The organism is Phytobacter ursingii (assembly GCF_001022135.1).
Classification (GTDB): domain Bacteria; phylum Pseudomonadota; class Gammaproteobacteria; order Enterobacterales; family Enterobacteriaceae; genus Phytobacter; species Phytobacter ursingii.
Genome location: NZ_CP011602.1, coordinates 4815335 through 4833447, shown reverse-complemented (window position 1 = coordinate 4833447; position 18113 = coordinate 4815335). Strand labels below are relative to the sequence as shown.

Genomic DNA, 18113 nt, shown 5'->3' with positions numbered 1-18113 from the left:
AGGCGTTTATGCGATTACATGTGCGAGGCGATGAGCTGCTGGTTATCCTGATACATGGCAAACAGATAGTTGTTGTAACTCTTGCCTTTGGTGGAATAACCCTTCAGCTTGTGGATCATGTTGCTGGCTGTTACTTCCTGGTCCGCTTTACGCAACTGTGCGCGCGACTTGCGGAAAGAGGCATAAGCCGGGTGGGTGTTCAGATTCACCACATAGGCGTCCACAGACTCTTTCACCGATTCAAAGTGCGAATACCCTTTCACTTTGCCTGGGCCGTTTTTACAACTGCCTTTCCCGCATTTCATACCGAAGAGGTTGTTGTTGGTACGCGCCAGTTTCGACGTACCCCAGCCGCTTTCTGCCGCTGCCATGGTGGCGACCATGCTGTCCGGGATGATGTCCACGCGCTCCATCAACGCATTCCACGGAATACGGCGGGTATTGCCAGACCAGCTCACTTTGTAGCGTTTGGCGATATCCTTTAAGCGTGTACGGTCAGCCGTCGACCATTGTTGGCTATATTGACGTGTCATCAGCCAGTTACGGTCAGCGGTAATCGCTGCATTTTGACTGGTAATGTAAGGCATGACCGTCCGGAGAAACGCTTTCTTTCTTGGTGCTCCGGAAGGGTATTTTCGCAAGTCAGGAAGTGAACTGCTATTTACACTATTGCGAGAATACTCTTGTTTACTGATTGCCTGTTTTTTACCGGTCGTCTTTGAGATTGGGGCTTTGTGACTCGCTGTTTTGCTGTGCGTCTGCGCAAGCACCTCACCTGAAAATGCCACGGTGAGTAACATGAGTATCGTAGCCCCTATTCGTCGTAAGGGAGTCGATATCATTAAGTCTCCTGGTCGGATATAAACATTCCAACGCCTTATTTTTTACACAATTTTGAGAGCTGAATCTCAAATCATATCAAAAATAGCGCTTCAGGGCACGTACAGAAATAATCCAATTCCGAAAGCCTGTCATCTCAAACCTGTCAGGTAACGAAAACAACAGCAGAGATTTGTGGCGGTTATCGCAAATTCTGCGCAAAATTTGCGCACGATCACTCACCCGGCGCTCTCCACCCTGGCGATTACCCGAACAGGATGAGTTGCCCGCGCTGTGCCAGTGGCACAATGGTCAAAACGGATGCCACGGGAAGGTTCAGATGAAATACAGTGCCCTTTTTCTCCTGCTTATACCGGCCCTCGCCAGCGCCAACTGGTCGGCTCCTGGTCTCTCTGCCTTTTCAGATGATGGCACCGGGGTCTGGCGCAGCAGCAGCACATTGCAGAAAGGGGCGTATCCGCTGACCCTGCACAACGATCAGCAGTGCTGGCAGCCTGCCGCCGACATCAAACTCAACCAGATGCTCTCCCTGAAACCCTGCACTGGCGATGCCCCTCAGTGGCGCGTTTTCCGTGAAGGGCAATACCAGATTCAACTCGATACCCGCTCCGGCACGCCAACGCTGATGCTGTCGGTGAAAAGCGAAGCCGCAACTCAGGCGGTTAACGTGGTGCGCCAGTGCCCCATCTGGGACGGTAAAGCCCTGACGCTCGACGTCAGCAAGACCTTCCCGGAAGGGACCATGGTGCGCGATTTCTACAGCCAGAAAACGGCGATGGTGCAAAACGGCAAGATAACGCTGCAACCGGATAATGGCAGCGACGGTCTGCTGCTGCTCGAACGGGCCGAAACCACCGCTCCAGCCCCTTTTAGCTGGCAAAACGCGACGGTCTATTTCGTGCTGACTGACCGCTTTGTCAACGGCGATCCGTCAAACGACAACAGCTACGGACGCCACAAAGATGGGATGCAGGAGATTGGCACGTTTCACGGCGGCGATCTGAAAGGGCTCACCAGCAAACTGGACTACCTGCAACAACTCGGCGTCAACGCGCTGTGGATTAGCTCACCGCTTGAGCAGATCCACGGTTGGGTGGGCGGTGGAACAAAAGGCGATTTTCCGCATTACGCCTACCATGGCTACTACACGCAGGACTGGACCCGTCTGGACGCCAATATGGGCAGCGAAGCGGATTTGCACACCCTGGTGGATGAAGCCCACAAACGTGGGATTCGCATCCTCTTTGACGTGGTCATGAACCACACGGGCTACGCCACGCTGGCGGATATGCAGGAGTATCAGTTCGGCGCGCTCTATATTGAGGGGGCTGAGCGCAAAAAAGTGCTCGGCGATCGCTGGACCGACTGGCGACCAGGACCAGGGCAAAGCTGGCACAGCTTTAACGACTTTATTAATTTCAGCGACAAAGCCGCCTGGGAAAACTGGTGGGGTAAAAAGTGGATCCGTACCGACATTGGCGACTACGACAACCCCGGCTTCGATGACCTGACCATGTCGCTGGCCTTCCTGCCGGATTTAAAAACTGAATCCACCACGCCGTCAGGATTGCCGAACTTTTATCGCCATAAACCTGATACCGCCGCACGTGAAATCCCCGGTTACACGCCGCGGGATTACCTGACCCACTGGCTAAGTCAGTGGGTGCGTGATTACGGCATCGACGGTTTCAGGGTCGATACCGCCAAACATGTCGAACTTGCCGCCTGGCAGCAGCTTAAAACCCAGGCCACCGATGCGCTGGCCGAATGGAAAAAAGCGAACCCGCAGAAAAAGCTCGACGATGCGCCGTTCTGGATGACCGGAGAGTCCTGGGGGCACGGCGTCATGCGCAGCGATTATTACAACCATGGCTTTGATGCGATGATCAATTTTGATTATCAGGAACAGGCCGCAGGCGCGGTGAAATGTCTGGCGAATATGGATCTCGTCTGGCAGCAGATGGCGGAGAAGCTCCAGGGTTTCAACGCGCTGAGTTACCTCTCATCTCATGACACCCGCCTGTTTCGCGAGGGGGGGCAGGAAGCGGCAGAGTTGCTGATGCTGGCACCAGGGGCGGTACAGATTTTTTATGGCGATGAAACCAGCCGGCCTTTCGGGCCGACCGGCTCTGACCCGCTACAAGGAACGCGTTCAGACATGAACTGGCAGGACATCAACGGCAAGGCGGCGCAAACTCTGCAACACTGGCAAACGCTGGGACAGTTCCGCGCCCGTCACCCGGCCCTGGGCGCAGGTAAGCAAACAACACTTAGCCTGCCGCAAGGATACGGCTTCGTTCGCGAGCATAACGGCGACAAAGTGATGGTGGTGTGGGCGGGGAATCACTGAGTCTCTTCCCGGGCCGCATCCGGGACATTCCCCGGTGGCGCTGCGCTTACCGGGGCTACCAAAGCCATTGATTGCCAGCCAGTCGTAGCCCGGATAAGGCGTTTGCGCCGCATCCGGGATACTCCCCGGTGGCGCTGCGCTTGCCAGGGCCACCAAAGCCAATGATTGCCAGACCAGTCGTAGCCCGGACAAGGCGTTTACGCCGCATCCGGGACATTCCCCGGTGGCGCTGCGCTTACCGGGGCTACCAAAGCCATTGATTGCCAGCCAGTCGTAGCCCGGATAAGGCGTTTACGCCGCATCCGCGACATTCCCCGGTGGCGCTGCGCTTACCGGGGCTACCAGACTCAATGATTGCCAGCCAGTCGTAGCCCGGACAAGGCGTTTGCGCTGCATCCGGGATATTCCCCGGTGGCGCTGCGCTTACCGGGGCTACCAAAGCCATTGATTGCCAGCCAGTCGTATCCCGGATAAGGCGTTTGCGCCGCATCCGGGATATTCCCCGGTGGCGCTGCGCTTACCGGGGCTACCAAAGCCATTGATTGCCAGCCAGTCGTAGCCCGGACAAGGCGTTTACCCGCATCCGGGATATTCCCCGGGGGCGCTGCGCTTGCCGGGGCCACCAAAGCCAATGATTGCCAGACCAGTCGTAGCCCGGACAAGGCGTTTACGCCGCATCCGGGACATTCCCCGGTGGCGCTGCGCTTGCCGGGGCCACCAAAGCCAATGATTGCCAGCCAGTCGTAGCCCGGATAAGGCGTTTACGCCGCATCCGGGACATTCCCCGGTGGCGCTGCGCTTACCGGGGCTACCAAAGCCATTGGTTGCCCGCCAGTCGTAGCCCGGATAAGGCGTTCACGCCGCATCCGGGACAGGCCGCAAACCCGGCGGTCAGACAGACTCACCCAACAATATAAAATCCCACCAAATCATAAATCAACAAAATAAAACGTCACCACACCCCATCTCATCCGATTTGCACAGCAGGGTATGTAGCGCTATGGTTAGCCATTTTTAAAATCGGCCCGACAGAACATCAGCTATGACATTTTCACTTTTCGGCGACAAATTTACCCGTCACGCAGGCATCACCCGCCTGATGGAAGACCTTAACGATGGCCTGCGCACTCCCGGCGCCATCATGCTTGGCGGCGGTAATCCGGCGCAAATTCCGGCGATGACCGACTACTTCCATAGCCTGCTGGCAGAAATGGTCGAAAACGGTAAAGCGACTGATGCGCTGTGTAACTACGATGGTCCGCAAGGGAAGACAGAGCTGTTGACGGCGCTGGCAAACATGCTGCGCGATGAACTGGGCTGGGACATTGAACCACAAAATATTGCACTGACAAACGGCAGCCAAAGCGCGTTTTTCTACTTATTCAATCTGTTTGCTGGCCGCCGTGCCGACGGAAGTACCAGTAAAGTACTGTTTCCATTAGCGCCTGAGTATATTGGCTATGCCGATTCCGGGCTGGAAGAAGATCTGTTTGTCTCCGCGCGCCCGAACATCGAACTGCTGCCGGACGGCCAGTTCAAATACCATGTTGATTTCGAACACCTGCATATCGGTGAAGAGACCGGGATGATCTGCGTATCACGCCCGACCAATCCAACCGGGAACGTCATTACCGATGAAGAGCTGATCAAACTGGATGCGCTGGCCAATCAGCACGGCATTCCGCTGGTGATTGATAACGCCTATGGCGTCCCCTTTCCGGGCATTATTTTTAGCGAAGCCCGGCCTTTATGGAATCCGAATATTATTCTCTGCATGAGCCTGTCGAAGCTGGGCCTGCCGGGAAGTCGTTGCGGTATTATCATCGCCAACGACAAAGTGATTTCCGCCATCCGAAATATGAACGGCATTATCAGTCTCGCACCAGGCGGTATTGGCCCGGCGATGATGTGTGAAATGATTAAGCGTAACGATCTGCTGCGCCTGTCGGAAACCGTGATTAAGCCGTTTTACTACCAGCGCGTGCAGGAAACGATCGCGATTATTCGTCGTTACCTGCCGGAAGAACGCTGTCTGATTCACAAGCCGGAAGGAGCGATATTCCTCTGGTTATGGTTTAAAGACCTGCCGATCACCACCGAGCTGCTGTACCAGCGACTGAAAAAGCGCGGCGTGTTAATGGTTCCCGGCAACTATTTCTTCCCGGGACTTGATAAGCCATGGCCGCATACGCACCAGTGTATGCGCATGAACTATGTGCCAGACCCGGAAAAAATCGAAGCCGGGGTGAAAATCCTCGCCGAGGAAATTGAAATCGCCTGGCGCGAGCACGCGTAACAGATAACACGGCCCTCCTGATGAGGGCTCAACTGCCTGCCTCTCTTAACCAGAAACGTCAATGCGTTACGCTAAATAACTGTTGAGGCGGTTTTGTCGCAGCCTGATGGGATCAACACAGGATAGCGCGCTAGTCGGGCAGGCTTCCACGCAGGCAGGTCCGGCTTCGCGGTGCAGACACAAATCGCATTTTTGCGCTTCTACCTTGCCCTTTTCCATTGTCACTTGCATGGCGCCGAACGGGCAGGCCAGCATGCAGCTTTTACAACCGATGCACAACGCCTGTTCCACATACACCGCGCCATTGAGCCGACTGATAGCCCCGGACGGGCAAACATTGGCACAAGGGGCATCTTCGCAGTGACGACAGGTGACCGCCGTAGAAAACGTGCCGGTTTTTATGACGCGAATACGCGCGCTGAAGGTTTTCGGGGAGATCGCTGCGCAGTCCTGATCCTGCTGGTGTGAGACTACACAGGCGACTTCACAGGTACGACAGCCGATACATTTGGTCGAATCCGCAAGTATAAAACGGTTCATTCTCCACACCCCTGATACAGAAAAATTCCGCTCAGAGTGCCAGAGAACGAACCGTCTTCGCTTTGATCCCGATGGTGAAAGCGGGTAAATCGTTCATTTGCCCGAGCACATCTGGCCTTCTGCCTACACGCGCAGCGTAAATCCCAGCTCGTTAGAGATAGCCTGTGCCGTATCGCGCAGCGGTTTGAGCAGGTTTTTCTCGCCAATCTGTTTCAGGCGTGATGTAGAAAGCGAAATAGAGATGGCGTAAGGCACGCGATGATGAATATCAAACACCGGTACGGCAATACAGGAGACGCCCAGCTCATTCTCTTCCCGGTCCATCGCCATACTGGTTTCACGGATCTGCGCCAGTTCATCATACATCGCGGGCAGGCCGGTAATGGTATTACGCGTCAGCGGTTGAATCTGCTCCTGATGCGTCTCCCAGTACTCTTTCACATAGTCGGGCTGTCCGAAGGCCATATAGATTTTCCCCATCGCCGAGCAGTACAGCGGCATATGCTGGCCAATATAGGCGCGCGTACGCAACATGCCCGTCGTCGGTTCCAGTTTGTAAATCAGGATGGCGTGATCGTCTTCGCGGCTGGAGAAGTTAATGGTTTCCCCGGTCGCCAGGTTCAGCGCTTCCAGATGCGGCGCGGCAACGTGGATGATATTCAGCGACGTCAGCGCTTTTTGGCCGACGGCGATAAATTTTGTGGTTAAGCGGTAGCTCCCGGCAGCGGGCGCGGGGGTAACGTAGCCGCAGGATTGCAGCCCCTGCAGTAATCGGTGCACGGTACTTTTATTCAGCCCCGCCAGTTCGGACAAGTGCGCCAGCGGACAACCGTTCGGGTAATTGCTCAGTATCTCTATCAACATCAAACCGCGAAACAAGCTCTGGCTTCCTGCCGGCCTCTCTTTCTCCTGCGTGTTTTCACTCTCTTTGGTGTTCATCGCTTCCGCCTCCTTTTTGTGGCGACCTGATGGTAGCGCAAAGTGTGTTTCACTTCACGATCTGAACAGAAATTTTGTAATTTATTGATTTTATTACATTTCAAAAATATATCCAGCAATTGATTTGTCAAATCATGATCGCTATATTTGAAATCAGATTTCGCATAGTGAAATTTACAGGTTGCACAACGTTCTCTTTCCCTCGGTGGGAGGTCACCTTAAATGGCAGAAGCAGCAGTGTTATCTCCGTTGTTATCCATGCGCCATATCGTTAAGCGCTTTGGGGGAAATGTGGCGGTCAACAACGTCAGCCTGGATATCTATCCGGGCAAGGTTGTGGCACTGCTGGGGGAGAACGGTGCGGGCAAATCCACGCTGATTAAGGTGCTGGCCGGCGTCTATTCCCGCGACGGCGGCGAAATCCTGTTTCGCGGTGAACCTGTGGATTCTGCCGCCGCGCTGCGCCAGGGCAACGAACAACCTATCGCCTTTATCCATCAAGACTTAGGTCTGGTGGAGTGGATGACTGTCGCGGAAAACATGGCGCTGGTGATGGGTTTTCCCCGTCGCTTTGGGCTGATCGACTGGGCGGCAACACGCCGCCAGGCGCAAAAAGCGCTGGAAGATATCGGCATTCAGCTTGACCCGGATGACCGCGTGTTCGACCTCTCACGTACTGAAAAGTCCCTGCTGGCAATAGCCCGCGCGGTGGCAGTAGATGCCTCGGTGCTGGTGCTCGATGAGCCGACGGCTTCCCTTCCTGCGGACGATGTTCGCCACCTGTTCCGGGTGATGAACATCCTGCGGGAAAAACAGGTCGGCATGATTTATATCACCCACCGTCTGGATGAGGTGATGGAGATGGCCGACTCCGTTTGCGCCATGCGCGATGGTTGCTATGCAGGCGGTGGTGATATCGACCACTACACCCTGCGTGGTCTGGTCGAGCTGATTGTTGGCGAAAGTCTGCGTGACGACCAGCGCCAGGCCTTACCCGATAAGGATGCGCCGGTGCTGTTAAAGATGGACAACGTCAAAGTGGGTGATACCGGACCCGTTTCATTCGAGCTGCGTGCCGGTGAGATGGTGGCGCTCGCCGGTCTACGCGGCGCCGGGCAGGAAGAGATTGGACGTTTGCTGTTTGCCTGCCGTACACAGGAAAGCGGGCAAATAACATTAAATGGCGTGCCGTTTACGGCGACAACACCAGGGGAGGCGATGTCTGCGGGCGTCTCTTTTGTCGCAGGCGATCGCCTTCATGAAAGTCTGATTCCGGGCATGATGGTGCGTGAAAACTTATTTATGAACCCGTGTAAACACGGTCACGCCCCACTGTCCCGCTATAACGAAAAAAGCGAAGCGCCGATGAGCTGGGAGAAAATCCGCCAGTTCGATGTCCGGCCAGCGCAAATCAACATTGAAATCAGCGCACTGTCAGGCGGTAACCAACAAAAGGTTGTGATGGCGCGCTGGCTTTCACTGAATGCCCCACTGCTCATTCTGGAAGACCCGTCCGCGGGCGTCGATGTGGGCGCGCGTGCGGAAATCTATGACCTGCTCAATCAGGCGCTGCAAAACGGCGTCGCCATTCTGGTTATCTCGAATGACCTGGAAGAGGTGGCGCATATCTGCAACCGGGCGCTGGTGTTTAACCGCGGGCAGATTGTCGGCGAGCTTCTCAACCAGGATGTCACGTTCGCCAGGTTGCTCGAACTGGCGTCCGGCAGCGGCACACTACATTAAGTCGGAGTGCGTTAGTTATGGCTAAAACATCAATGAAATCGACGGCCCTGGAATCACGCGTATCGCTTCATGAACATGGCGCCGCCGCCTGGCTTGGACAATTAACCACTCGTTACGGTCTGCCCGTGATCTGCGTGGTGCTGGTTATCGTTTTTTCGCTGACGACACCTTCATTCGCTTCACTGCTGACCTTACAGGCCATTCTCGACAGTAAATCGAAAATAGCTCTGCTGGCGCTGGCGGCAACCATCCCGATGATCGTCGGGAAAATCGACCTTAACGTCGGCTTTGGCATCGTGCTCTGGCACATCCTCGCCATCACGTTGCAGGTGGAATATGGCTTTTCCTGGCCGGTGGCCGTGGCGATCGTGCTGGTGCTCTCCGCGTTGTATGGCCTGCTGAACGGCATTCTGGTGGCGCTGGCGGACATCGACAGCTTCGTGGCCACACTCGGTTCCGGCACCGTGCTCTACGCCATCGCACTCTGGCACTCCGGCGGACGGCAGATTGTCGGCGATTTACCGGACGCCTTTATTGCCCTACACCACTCAGACCTGTTTGGCATTCCGGTGGTGGCTTTTTATGTCCTGTTTGCCGCCGTGGTGCTGTGGATCATCACCGAACACACCCCGATTGGTCGCTGTATGTACGCAGTGGGCGGTAACCCGGTCGCGGCCGCGCTCAACGGCATCGCCGTTAACCGTTACACCATCGGCGCGTTTATCGCCTCCAGCACCTTAACCGGGTTTACCGGAGTGATCATTGCCGCCGAGCAGGGCGTCGGCCAGGCCAGCGTCGGTATGGACTATCTTCTGCCTGCCCTTGTGGGTGCGTTCCTTGGCAGTACCACTATTCGTCCGGGGCGCGTGAACGTTTGGGGCACGGTGGTCGGGATTGCGGTACTGGCGATTGGTATCGCCGGGATTCAGCAGTTCGGCGGCGCCTTCTGGGTCGAACCGCTGTTCAACGGTGCGACGCTCCTGTTGTCGATTACCCTGGCCGGTTATGCACAGCGCCGCCGGGCATTAAATAAAAAACTGGTGCAGCGTGCTCAAACGACCGCACCGGGCTCCTCTGTTACCCAATGACTCTCGCGTAAGGAACTGAAAATGTATAACAAAATAGTTCAATGCTGTCTGGCTGCCGGGTTGATGATGGCAAGCGGTTTCGCCCTGGCCGATGACAGCTATGTTCAGCAGGCACAGGCAGCCATTGCCAAAGCGACCGCGCCTGTCACCGTGTGGGATGGCCCAACGCAGGGCCCGGCGTTACAGCCGAACAAAAAGATTATCTTCATCGCGTCAGACATGAAAAACGGCGGCGTGCTGGGGGTGAAAGAGGGGCTGGAAGAAGCGGCGAAAATCGCGGGCTGGCAACTCGACGTGCTGGATGGCGCGGGTTCGGTCAAAGACCAACTGGCGGCGCTGAACCAGGCAATTGCCCGCAAACCGGACGGTATTGTGATTGGTGGCTGGAACCCAAACGTCGCCAAAATCCCGCTGAAAAAAGCGGTGAAAGAGGGCATCGTGCTGACCGCATGGCACGCCGTTCCGACACCGGGCCCGGTGCCGGCCTACAACATTTTCTACAACGTGACCTCGGACTCTAACGAAGTGTCACGCATGGCGGCGCTCTACGCCGTCGCGAAATCCAACGGTACCGCTAAGGTGCTGATTTTCACCGACTCGCTCTACCAAATCGCCCTGGATAAAGCCAACGCGATGAAGAAAGTGATTGAGCAGTGCAGCGGCTGCCAGGTAGTGGAATTTATCGATACCCCGCTTGCCGACACCTCTAACCGCATGCCGGGCATGACCTACAGCCTGATGCAAAAATATGGCGATAAGTTCGAATACTCACTGGCCATCAACGACCTGTATTTTGATTTTATGGCCCCGGCCCTGCAAACCGCGGGTAAAGGCACGGATGGCAAACCGCCATACAACATCTCGGCAGGCGATGGTTCCGTCACCGCCTACCAGCGCGTACGCGACGGCAAGGCACAAGTCGCGACCGTGCCGGAGCCGCTGAAACTGCACGGCTGGCAGTTACTGGATGAATTCAACCGTGCCTTCGCCGGCAAACAACCGTCTGGCTACGTCACTCCGGCGCACCTGGTCACCAAAGAGAACATCAGCGCCGACGGTGGTCAGAACAACGAATTCGACCCCGGCAACCAGTATCGCGATCACTACAAAGCTATCTGGGGAGTGAAGTGAGATGTTAGCCGTCGCGGGCAGTTTTGAACGCCTCTGTTCTCCGGCCATCTGGGCGGAAGGCCCGGTCTGGCTGGCAGAACAGCAGAGCGTGATTTTCAGCGATGTGAAGGGCAACAAGATGTACCGCTGGAATGCGCAAAGTGGTGTCAGTGTGTTTCGCGCCGAGTCCCACTTTGCCAACGGCAACGCGCTGGATAATGAAGGGCGTTTGTTGACCTGTGAACACGGTCGACGCGGTATCAGCCGGACGGATAAGCAGGGCAATCACACCCTGCTGGTGGATAAAATCGACGGGCTGCGCTTCAACTCGCCAAACGATATCGCAGTGCGCCAGGACGGGTCGATTTGGTTCACCGACCCGCCCTACGGCATCGTCGGCGACGAAGAGGGCTATCGCGCGGCAAGCCAGGTGATCGGCTGCTACGTCTACCGTTTTGATGAGGCAGGCAACCGGGCGACGATCGTCATCAGCGATACCCAGCGCCCCAACGGGCTGGCCTTCTCGCCGGATGACAAATGGCTGTATGTGGCGGATATGTCGATTATCGATTTCCCCACGCAGGGTCGCCGGGAAATTCGCGCTTACCGTCTCGACGGCGAAAGCGCGGTATTTTCTCACGTGGTCACCCAGGTCGCGCCGGGTATTCCGGACGGCTTTTGCGTTGACCCGGCGGGGAATATTTTCTGCAGTTGCGAGACCGGCGTTTTGATTTTCTCGCCGCAGGGGACGTTGCTGGAAACTATTCCGGTCCCTGAGCGGGTCTCTAATTGCACGTTTGGCGGGCCTGACGGAAATACGCTGTTTATTACCGCGACCACATCGCTTTACCGGGTGACCATCGCCCCCTCCCGTATTCAGGGATAAACAGGATTAATACCGAAACGCACCGGCCCTGCCGGCGCGTTTTCACAACCCAACATAGTTTAGTGGAATGACATTCCACTATGTAAAACGAAGATGTGATGGAGAAAGCGTATGTTATTGAGTTTTTCTGACCTTAAAAATGAGTTTAACCGTGTCCTGCTGGCGCGCGGCGTGGCGGCAGAAACCGCCGATGCCTGTGCGGAGATGTTTGCCCGCACCACCGAGTCAGGGGTCTATTCACACGGCGTAAACCGTTTCCCGCGCTTTATCCAGCAACTGGAAAACGGCGACATCATCCCGGATGCGCTGCCAAAACGCATCACGTCGCTGGGGGCGATTGAACAGTGGGATGCCCAGCGTTCCATCGGCAACCTGACCGCGAAAAAGATGATGGACCGCGCGATTGAACTGGCCTCAGACCACGGTATCGGCCTGGTGGCGGTACGTAACGCTAACCACTGGATGCGCGGCGGCAGCTACGGCTGGCAGGCAGCGGAGAAAGGCTATATCGGCATTTGCTGGACCAACTCCATCGCCGTTATGCCGCCGTGGGGTGCGAAAGAGTGCCGTATCGGAACCAACCCGCTGATCGTTGCCATTCCATCCACGCCGATCACCATGGTGGATATGTCCATGTCGATGTTCTCCTACGGCATGCTGGAAGTGAACCGCCTGGCGGGCCGCCAGCTGCCGGTTGAGGGGGGCTTTGACGACGAAGGCAAGCTGACTAAAGACCCGGCACCGATTGAGAAAAACCGCCGCATTCTGCCAATGGGTTACTGGAAAGGCTCGGGCCTCTCCATCGTGCTGGATATGATCGCCACCCTGCTGTCCGATGGCTCCTCCGTGGCCGCCGTCACCGAAGACAACAGCGACGAGTTCAACATTTCGCAGGTCTTTATCGCCATTGAAGTGGACAAACTGATCGACGGTGCCACCCGTGATGCCAAGCTGCAACGCATCATGGACTACATCACGACCGCCGAACGTGCCGATGAAAATGTCCCTGTACGTCTGCCGGGCCATGAATTTACGCGTCTGCTGGAAGAAAACCGCCGCAACGGTATCACCGTTGACGACAGCGTGTGGGCGAAAATCAAGTCGCTGTAAGGATTATCATCATGATTTATGGACATATTTCTCAACCCAACGCTTGCCGGTATCCGGCAGCGATTGAAAAGGCGCTGGCGTTCCTGCGTACCACGGATTTCAGCAAGCTGGAGCCGGGCGTGGTGGAAATTGAGGGGCGCACCATTTACGCGCAGATCCTCGATTTGACCACTCGCCCTCACGATGAGCTGCGCCCGGAAGTGCATCGCCGTTATCTGGATATTCAATATTTATATTCCGGCGAAGAACAAATTGGTGTCGCCATTGATACTGGCAATAACGTGGTGAGCGAAGAACTGCTTGAGCAGCGCGATATTATTTTCTACCACGACAGTGAAAATGAATCACTGATTGAAATGGTGCCGGGTAATTACGCCATATTTTTCCCGCAGGATGTCCATCGCCCTGCCTGTAATAAACACAGAGAAACAGCGATCAGAAAAATAGTCGTTAAAGTTGCGGTTTCCGCACTGAATTAATCCGTTGTTTATTTATCGATATCCGATAAATAAGAGGAGCGAAACATGAAAACGAATGACGCCGGTTATATTATCGGCGCATACCCCTGTGCGCCTTCGTTTCACCAAAAAAGCGAACAGGAAGAGAAGGAATTCTGGCGTTTACTCGCAGATACGCCGCACATTCGCGGCCTGGAACAGCCGTGCCATGAGAATCTGCATGCCTACGGCGATGAGTGGTTGTTCCGGCACACGCCGGGCGAGTGGCAGATTGTGGTCACTGCCATCCCGGAAACCATGCGTCGTCGCAGTGGCGGCAATCTGGCCTTCGGCCTGGCCTCCAGCGATGAAGAGCAACGTCGGGCATGCGTCGAGTTCCATCGTCATTTGCTCAATAAAATCAATGCAGTAAACCAGCGTTTCGCCAACAAGGTGATTTCGCTGGAGCTGCAGGCTGCACCGTTGGGCGGTAACGCTGATGTGGCGCAGGCAACCGAGGCGTTTGCCCGCTCCATCAAAGAAATCGCCAGCTGGGACTGGTCATGCTCGCTCGTACTGGAACACTGCGATGCCATGAACAAACCCGCCCCGCGCAAAGGTTTTCTGCCGCTGGAAAACGTGCTGGAAACCCTCGCCGGTTACAACATTGATGTGTGCATTAACTGGGCGCGTTCTGCGATTGAAGGGCGTAACACCGCCCTGCCGCTGGAACATACTCAGGTGGTGAAAGCCGCAGGCAAACTGGGGGCGCTGATGTTCTCCGGCACCGCCACCGAAGGGCCGTATGGTGAATGGACTGACCTGCACACGCCTTTCGCCCCTTTCTGCCCGGAAAGCCTGCTCACGGTAGAAAGTGCTAAAGAATTATTTAATGTGGCTGACACAGCAAAATTACAGTTTGCCGGTATTAAGTTACTGGAAATTGATGCTAATGCTGATGCGAATCATCGCATAGCCATATTACGCGATGGCATTCACGCGTTAAACAAATCCAGACAATAAATATAAAGCGTCACTTTAATCGCAAGGCCAGTTACTTTTAACGAGAGATTAATATGAACACTTCCTCTTACGCTACATCTGTGGATATTCCGCGCCAACGTTGGTTAAGAATTATTCCCCCTATTCTTATCGCGTGTATTATTTCCTATATGGACCGCGTGAATATCGCCTTTGCCATGCCTGGCGGTATGGATAAAGAATTAGGTATTTCCGCCACTATGGCCGGTCTGGCTGGCGGTATTTTCTTCCTTGGTTACCTTTTTTTGCAGGTACCGGGCGGGAAAATCGCGGTACACGGCAGCGGGAAAAAATTCATCGGCTGGTCACTGGTCGCCTGGGCGGTCATCTCTGTCCTGACCGGCATTGTCACCAACCAATATCAATTGCTGGCACTGCGTTTCCTGCTCGGTGTGGCGGAAGGCGGCATGCTGCCCGTGGTGCTCACCATGATCAGCAACTGGTTCCCGGATGCCGAACGTGGTCGTGCAAATGCCATCGTCATTATGTTCGTGCCGATTGCCGGGATCATCACCGCTCCGCTCTCCGGCTGGATCATTACCGCACTCGACTGGCGCTGGCTGTTCATCATCGAAGGTCTGCTGTCACTGGTCGTGCTGGTGCTGTGGGCGCTGACCGTTTATGACCGTCCGCAGGAAGCGCGCTGGATTTCTGAGGCCGAGAAGAAATATCTGGTGGAAACCCTGGCCGCCGAGCAGCGGGCCATTGCGGGTAAAACCGTGGTCAATGCCTCGCTGGGCGCGGTGTTATCTGACCGCACCATGTGGCAGTTAATTGCGCTGAACTTCTTCTATCAGACCGGGATTTATGGCTATACCCTGTGGCTGCCTACCATCCTCAAAGAGTTGACCCACACCAGCATGGGCCAGGTCGGGATGCTTGCCATTCTGCCTTATGTCGGCGCAATCGCCGGGATGTTCCTGTTCTCTTCTCTGTCCGACCGTACCGGTAAACGCAAACTGTTCGTCTCCCTGCCGCTGATTGGCTTCGCCACCTGCATGTTCCTCTCCGTCACCCTGAAAGAGAGCATCTGGCTGTCATATGCCGCCCTGGTCGGCTGCGGCTTCTTCCTGCAATCCGCAGCCGGGGTGTTCTGGACCATTCCTGCACGTCTGTTCAGCGCGGAAATGGCCGGCGGCGCACGCGGCGTGATTAACGCCCTGGGCAACCTGGGCGGCTTCTGCGGTCCGTATGCCGTGGGGGTACTGATCACCATGTACAGCAAAGATGCGGGCGTCTACTGCCTGGCGGTGTCTCTGGCGATTGCCGCGCTGATGGCGCTGCTGCTGCCTGCGAAATGTGACGCCAAAGCGTCGTCTGTGGGTGCGGTTAATGCGACAAAACGTGCGGCCTGATGCCCTCACCCTGCCCTCTCCCACAGGGAGAGGAAGTAAACCCGGTGCGGCCTGATGCCCTCAACCCGACCCTCTCCCACAGGGAGAGGGGGTAAACCCGGTGCGGTCTGATGCCCTCACCCCTACCCTCTCCCACGCGGAGAGGGGGTAAACCCGGTGCGGCCTGATGCCCTCACCCCTGCCCTCTCCCACGCGGAGAGGGCATACACCAGGATAAAAAGATGAGTGAAAAAGAGACCTTCTGGCTGGGTATCGATTGTGGCGGTACTTATCTGAAAGCAGGACTGTATAACAGCCAGGGTAAAGAATTTGCCATTGAGCGCCAGTCCGTGCGCACCCTCAGCCCGCAACCCGGCTGGGCGGAACGCGACATGGCGGAACTGTGGCAGCACTGTGCGGCGACCATCTCCCGCCTGTTGCAACGGACCGGCGTTGGCGGTGAAAACATTCAGGGCGTGGGCATTTCCGCTCAGGGCAAAGGATTATTTTTGCTCGATAAAAATGACCAGCCTCTGGGTAGCGCGATCCTCTCTTCCGACCGCCGCGCCATGGAAATCGTCAAGCGCTGGCAGCAGGATGGCATTCCGCAAAAACTCTACCCGTTAACGCGCCAGACCCTGTGGACCGGGCACCCGGCCTCGCTGCTGCGCTGGGTAAAAGAAAACGAGCCGCAACGTTACGCACAGATCGGTTGTGTGATGATGGGCCACGATTACCTGCGCTGGTGTTTGACCGGCGTGAAAGGGTGCGAAGAGAGCAATATCTCTGAATCCAACCTCTACCATATGACCACCGGGCAGTATGACCCCTGCCTGACGCAATGGCTGGGCATTAGCGAGATAGACCCCGCGTTGCCGCCGATTGTGGGTTCAGCCGAGATCAGCGGGGAAATCACCGCTCAGGCAGCCGCCATTACCGGTCTCGCAGCGGGAACTCCCGTTGTGGGCGGTCTGTTTGATGTGGTTTCCACCGCGATTTGCGCCGGTCTGGAAGACGAATACACGCTCAATGCCGTGATGGGCACCTGGGCGGTGACCAGCGGTATCGCCAAAGGGCTGCGCGACAACGAAGCACACCCTTATGTGTATGGCCGCTATGTCAATGACGGCCAGTACATTGTGCACGAAGCCAGCCCCACCTCTTCCGGCAATCTGGAATGGCTAACCACCCAGTGGGGCGACATCAGCTTTGACGAGATCAACAAACTCGTCGACAGCCTGCCGAAAGCGGGTAGTGACGTCTTCTTCTTACCTTTCCTGTATGGCAGCAACGCCGGGCTCGACATGACCAGCGGCTTTTATGGCATGCAGGCGCTGCACACCCGCGCGCATTTATTACAGGCGGTCTACGAAGGGGTGGTGTTCAGCCATATGACGCACCTCAACCGCATGCGTGAGCGTTTTACCGACGTGCGCGCCCTGCGTGTCACCGGCGGCCCCGCCCATTCCAGGGTGTGGATGCAGATGCTGGCGGATGTCAGCGGCCTGCCCGTTGAACTCCCCCAGGTGGAAGAGACCGGCTGTTTTGGCGCAGCCATCGCCGCGCTGGTCGGCACCGGCATCTATCAGAACTTTAGCGATGCCCAGCAGACGCTTAATTACGCGATGCACACCCTGACGCCGGACATGAACGCCCATGCCGCCTACCAGCGCAAATATCACCGTTACCAGATTTTAATTGAAGCACTTCAGGGCTTTCACGCCCGTATTAAGGAGCACTCTTTATGAGCCGACCATTACTGCAGCTGGCGCTCGACCACACCGACCTTGCCGCCGCCCAGCGTGACGTGGCGTTGTTAAAAGACCACGTCGACATCGTGGAAGCGGGTACCATTCTCTGCCTCAGCGAAGGGCTGCAGGCCGTGCGTGCTTTACGCGCCCAGTGTCCGGAGAAAACCATCGTTGCCGACTGGAAAGTGGCCGATGCCGGTGAAACGCTTGCCCGGCAGGCGCTGGAAGCGGGTGCAAACTGGATGACCATCATCTGCGCTGCCCCGCTCGCCACCATCGAAAAAGGCCATGCCGTCGCTGCCGCGCGCGGGGGCGAAATCCAGATTGAGCTGTTTGGTAACTGGACTTTCGATGATGCCCGCGACTGGTACAACACCGGCGTGCGTCAGGCGATTTACCACCGTGGTCGTGACGCCCAGGCGAGCGGCCAGCAGTGGGGCGAAGCGGACCTGGCGCGCATGAAAGCGCTGTCCGACATCGGTCTGGAACTTTCCGTCACCGGCGGCATCACCCCTGCCGATTTGCCGTTGTTCAAAGAGATCAATGTGAAGGCGTTCATTGCCGGACGCGCGCTGTCTGGCGCGGCGAATCCGCAGCAGGTCGCCGAAGAATTCCACGCCCGCATTCGCGACATCTGGGGAGCGTAAC

General features: G+C 56.3%; 17 protein-coding genes. 12 read left to right on the top strand and 5 right to left on the bottom strand.

Annotated elements, in window-relative coordinates:
• Nucleotides 1–14 precede the first annotated feature (14 nt).
• Nucleotides 15–842: a protein bax gene (locus tag AB182_RS26335; protein WP_047372644.1), complete on the bottom strand. Its 828-nt coding sequence runs from the start codon at nucleotides 840–842 to the stop codon at nucleotides 15–17.
• 317 nt (nucleotides 843–1159) lie between these two features.
• On the opposite strand from AB182_RS26335, the gene AB182_RS26330 reads away from it, so the two are divergent.
• Nucleotides 1160–3190: an alpha-amylase gene (locus AB182_RS26330; protein ID WP_047372643.1), complete on the top strand. Its 2031-nt coding sequence runs from the start codon at nucleotides 1160–1162 to the stop codon at nucleotides 3188–3190.
• 55 nt (nucleotides 3191–3245) lie between these two features.
• Here the strand turns inward: AB182_RS26330 and AB182_RS32720 are convergent, their stop codons facing one another.
• On the bottom strand, nucleotides 3246–3398 hold the full coding sequence (locus AB182_RS32720; RefSeq protein WP_167337908.1) for a hypothetical protein: 153 nt from the start codon (nucleotides 3396–3398) through the stop codon (nucleotides 3246–3248).
• 139 nt (nucleotides 3399–3537) lie between these two features.
• On the bottom strand, nucleotides 3538–3852 hold the full coding sequence (locus tag AB182_RS32420; protein WP_139153732.1) for a hypothetical protein: 315 nt from the start codon (nucleotides 3850–3852) through the stop codon (nucleotides 3538–3540).
• Nucleotides 3853–4232: 380 nt separating this feature from the next.
• Here AB182_RS32420 and avtA point away from each other — a divergent pair, with 380 nt between their 5' ends.
• The gene (gene avtA, locus AB182_RS26320; RefSeq protein WP_047372641.1) at nucleotides 4233–5486 is read left to right on the top strand and encodes a valine--pyruvate transaminase; all 1254 of its coding nucleotides are present in this window, start codon (nucleotides 4233–4235) and stop codon (nucleotides 5484–5486) included.
• Nucleotides 5487–5552: 66 nt separating this feature from the next.
• Here avtA and AB182_RS26315 read toward each other — a convergent pair whose 3' ends face one another.
• Nucleotides 5553–6026 (bottom strand): 4Fe-4S dicluster domain-containing protein, encoded by a 474-nt coding sequence (locus AB182_RS26315; protein WP_047372640.1) that lies wholly within the window; start codon nucleotides 6024–6026, stop codon nucleotides 5553–5555.
• Between the two features lie 123 nt (nucleotides 6027–6149).
• Nucleotides 6150–6965 carry an IclR family transcriptional regulator YiaJ gene (gene yiaJ, locus AB182_RS26310; RefSeq protein ID WP_039080164.1) on the bottom strand — a complete coding sequence of 272 codons (816 nt, stop codon included), beginning with the start codon at nucleotides 6963–6965 and terminating at the stop codon, nucleotides 6150–6152.
• A 222-nt stretch (nucleotides 6966–7187) separates the two neighbouring features.
• Here yiaJ and AB182_RS26305 point away from each other — a divergent pair, with 222 nt between their 5' ends.
• From AB182_RS26305 to ulaD, 10 genes are all read left to right on the top strand, one after another.
• On the top strand, nucleotides 7188–8708 hold the full coding sequence (locus tag AB182_RS26305; RefSeq protein WP_047372639.1) for a sugar ABC transporter ATP-binding protein: 1521 nt from the start codon (nucleotides 7188–7190) through the stop codon (nucleotides 8706–8708).
• 17 nt (nucleotides 8709–8725) lie between these two features.
• A complete protein-coding gene (locus tag AB182_RS26300) occupies nucleotides 8726–9796 on the top strand; it encodes an ABC transporter permease (protein ID WP_047372638.1) in 1071 nt (356 codons plus the stop codon).
• A gap of 63 nt (nucleotides 9797–9859) precedes the next feature.
• Entirely contained in the window at nucleotides 9860–10927 is a 1068-nt protein-coding gene (locus AB182_RS26295; protein WP_223883640.1) for an ABC transporter substrate-binding protein, read from the top strand.
• A 1-nt stretch (nucleotide 10928) separates the two neighbouring features.
• Nucleotides 10929–11792 (top strand): SMP-30/gluconolactonase/LRE family protein, encoded by an 864-nt coding sequence (locus tag AB182_RS26290; RefSeq protein ID WP_047372636.1) that lies wholly within the window; start codon nucleotides 10929–10931, stop codon nucleotides 11790–11792.
• 111 nt (nucleotides 11793–11903) lie between these two features.
• Nucleotides 11904–12902 (top strand): 3-dehydro-L-gulonate 2-dehydrogenase, encoded by a 999-nt coding sequence (gene yiaK / locus AB182_RS26285; RefSeq protein ID WP_039080160.1) that lies wholly within the window; start codon nucleotides 11904–11906, stop codon nucleotides 12900–12902.
• Between the two features lie 11 nt (nucleotides 12903–12913).
• Nucleotides 12914–13381, top strand: coding sequence for a YhcH/YjgK/YiaL family protein (locus tag AB182_RS26280; protein ID WP_047372635.1), 468 nt, complete (start codon nucleotides 12914–12916; stop codon nucleotides 13379–13381).
• A gap of 45 nt (nucleotides 13382–13426) precedes the next feature.
• The gene (locus tag AB182_RS26275; protein ID WP_047372634.1) at nucleotides 13427–14362 is read left to right on the top strand and encodes a DUF4862 family protein; all 936 of its coding nucleotides are present in this window, start codon (nucleotides 13427–13429) and stop codon (nucleotides 14360–14362) included.
• 53 nt (nucleotides 14363–14415) lie between these two features.
• Nucleotides 14416–15735, top strand: a complete 1320-nt coding sequence (locus tag AB182_RS26270; RefSeq protein ID WP_047372633.1) for an MFS transporter — start codon at nucleotides 14416–14418, stop codon at nucleotides 15733–15735.
• 221 nt (nucleotides 15736–15956) lie between these two features.
• On the top strand, nucleotides 15957–17462 hold the full coding sequence (locus AB182_RS26265) for an FGGY-family carbohydrate kinase (protein WP_047372632.1): 1506 nt from the start codon (nucleotides 15957–15959) through the stop codon (nucleotides 17460–17462).
• Nucleotides 17459–18112 (top strand): 3-keto-L-gulonate-6-phosphate decarboxylase UlaD, encoded by a 654-nt coding sequence (ulaD, locus tag AB182_RS26260; RefSeq protein ID WP_047372631.1) that lies wholly within the window; start codon nucleotides 17459–17461, stop codon nucleotides 18110–18112. Before AB182_RS26265 ends, ulaD begins: the two co-directional genes overlap by 4 nt.
• Nucleotide 18113 lies beyond the last annotated feature (1 nt).

What these genes read in the sequence shown, in the direction of transcription:
- AB182_RS26335 (WP_047372644.1), bottom strand. Translation starts at nt 842, where the DNA reads ATGATATCGACTCCCTTACGACGAATAGGGGCTACGATACTCATGTTA.
- AB182_RS26330 (WP_047372643.1), top strand. Translation starts at nt 1,160, where the DNA reads ATGAAATACAGTGCCCTTTTTCTCCTGCTTATACCGGCCCTCGCCAGC.
- AB182_RS32720 (WP_167337908.1), bottom strand. Translation starts at nt 3,398, where the DNA reads ATGCGGCGTAAACGCCTTGTCCGGGCTACGACTGGTCTGGCAATCATT.
- avtA (WP_047372641.1), top strand. Translation starts at nt 4,233, where the DNA reads ATGACATTTTCACTTTTCGGCGACAAATTTACCCGTCACGCAGGCATC.
- AB182_RS26315 (WP_047372640.1), bottom strand. Translation starts at nt 6,026, where the DNA reads ATGAACCGTTTTATACTTGCGGATTCGACCAAATGTATCGGCTGTCGT.
- yiaJ (WP_039080164.1), bottom strand. Translation starts at nt 6,965, where the DNA reads ATGAACACCAAAGAGAGTGAAAACACGCAGGAGAAAGAGAGGCCGGCA.
- AB182_RS26305 (WP_047372639.1), top strand. Translation starts at nt 7,188, where the DNA reads ATGGCAGAAGCAGCAGTGTTATCTCCGTTGTTATCCATGCGCCATATC.
- AB182_RS26300 (WP_047372638.1), top strand. Translation starts at nt 8,726, where the DNA reads ATGGCTAAAACATCAATGAAATCGACGGCCCTGGAATCACGCGTATCG.
- AB182_RS26295 (WP_223883640.1), top strand. Translation starts at nt 9,860, where the DNA reads ATGATGGCAAGCGGTTTCGCCCTGGCCGATGACAGCTATGTTCAGCAG.
- AB182_RS26290 (WP_047372636.1), top strand. Translation starts at nt 10,929, where the DNA reads ATGTTAGCCGTCGCGGGCAGTTTTGAACGCCTCTGTTCTCCGGCCATC.
- yiaK (WP_039080160.1), top strand. Translation starts at nt 11,904, where the DNA reads ATGTTATTGAGTTTTTCTGACCTTAAAAATGAGTTTAACCGTGTCCTG.
- AB182_RS26280 (WP_047372635.1), top strand. Translation starts at nt 12,914, where the DNA reads ATGATTTATGGACATATTTCTCAACCCAACGCTTGCCGGTATCCGGCA.
- AB182_RS26275 (WP_047372634.1), top strand. Translation starts at nt 13,427, where the DNA reads ATGAAAACGAATGACGCCGGTTATATTATCGGCGCATACCCCTGTGCG.
- AB182_RS26270 (WP_047372633.1), top strand. Translation starts at nt 14,416, where the DNA reads ATGAACACTTCCTCTTACGCTACATCTGTGGATATTCCGCGCCAACGT.
- AB182_RS26265 (WP_047372632.1), top strand. Translation starts at nt 15,957, where the DNA reads ATGAGTGAAAAAGAGACCTTCTGGCTGGGTATCGATTGTGGCGGTACT.
- ulaD (WP_047372631.1), top strand. Translation starts at nt 17,459, where the DNA reads ATGAGCCGACCATTACTGCAGCTGGCGCTCGACCACACCGACCTTGCC.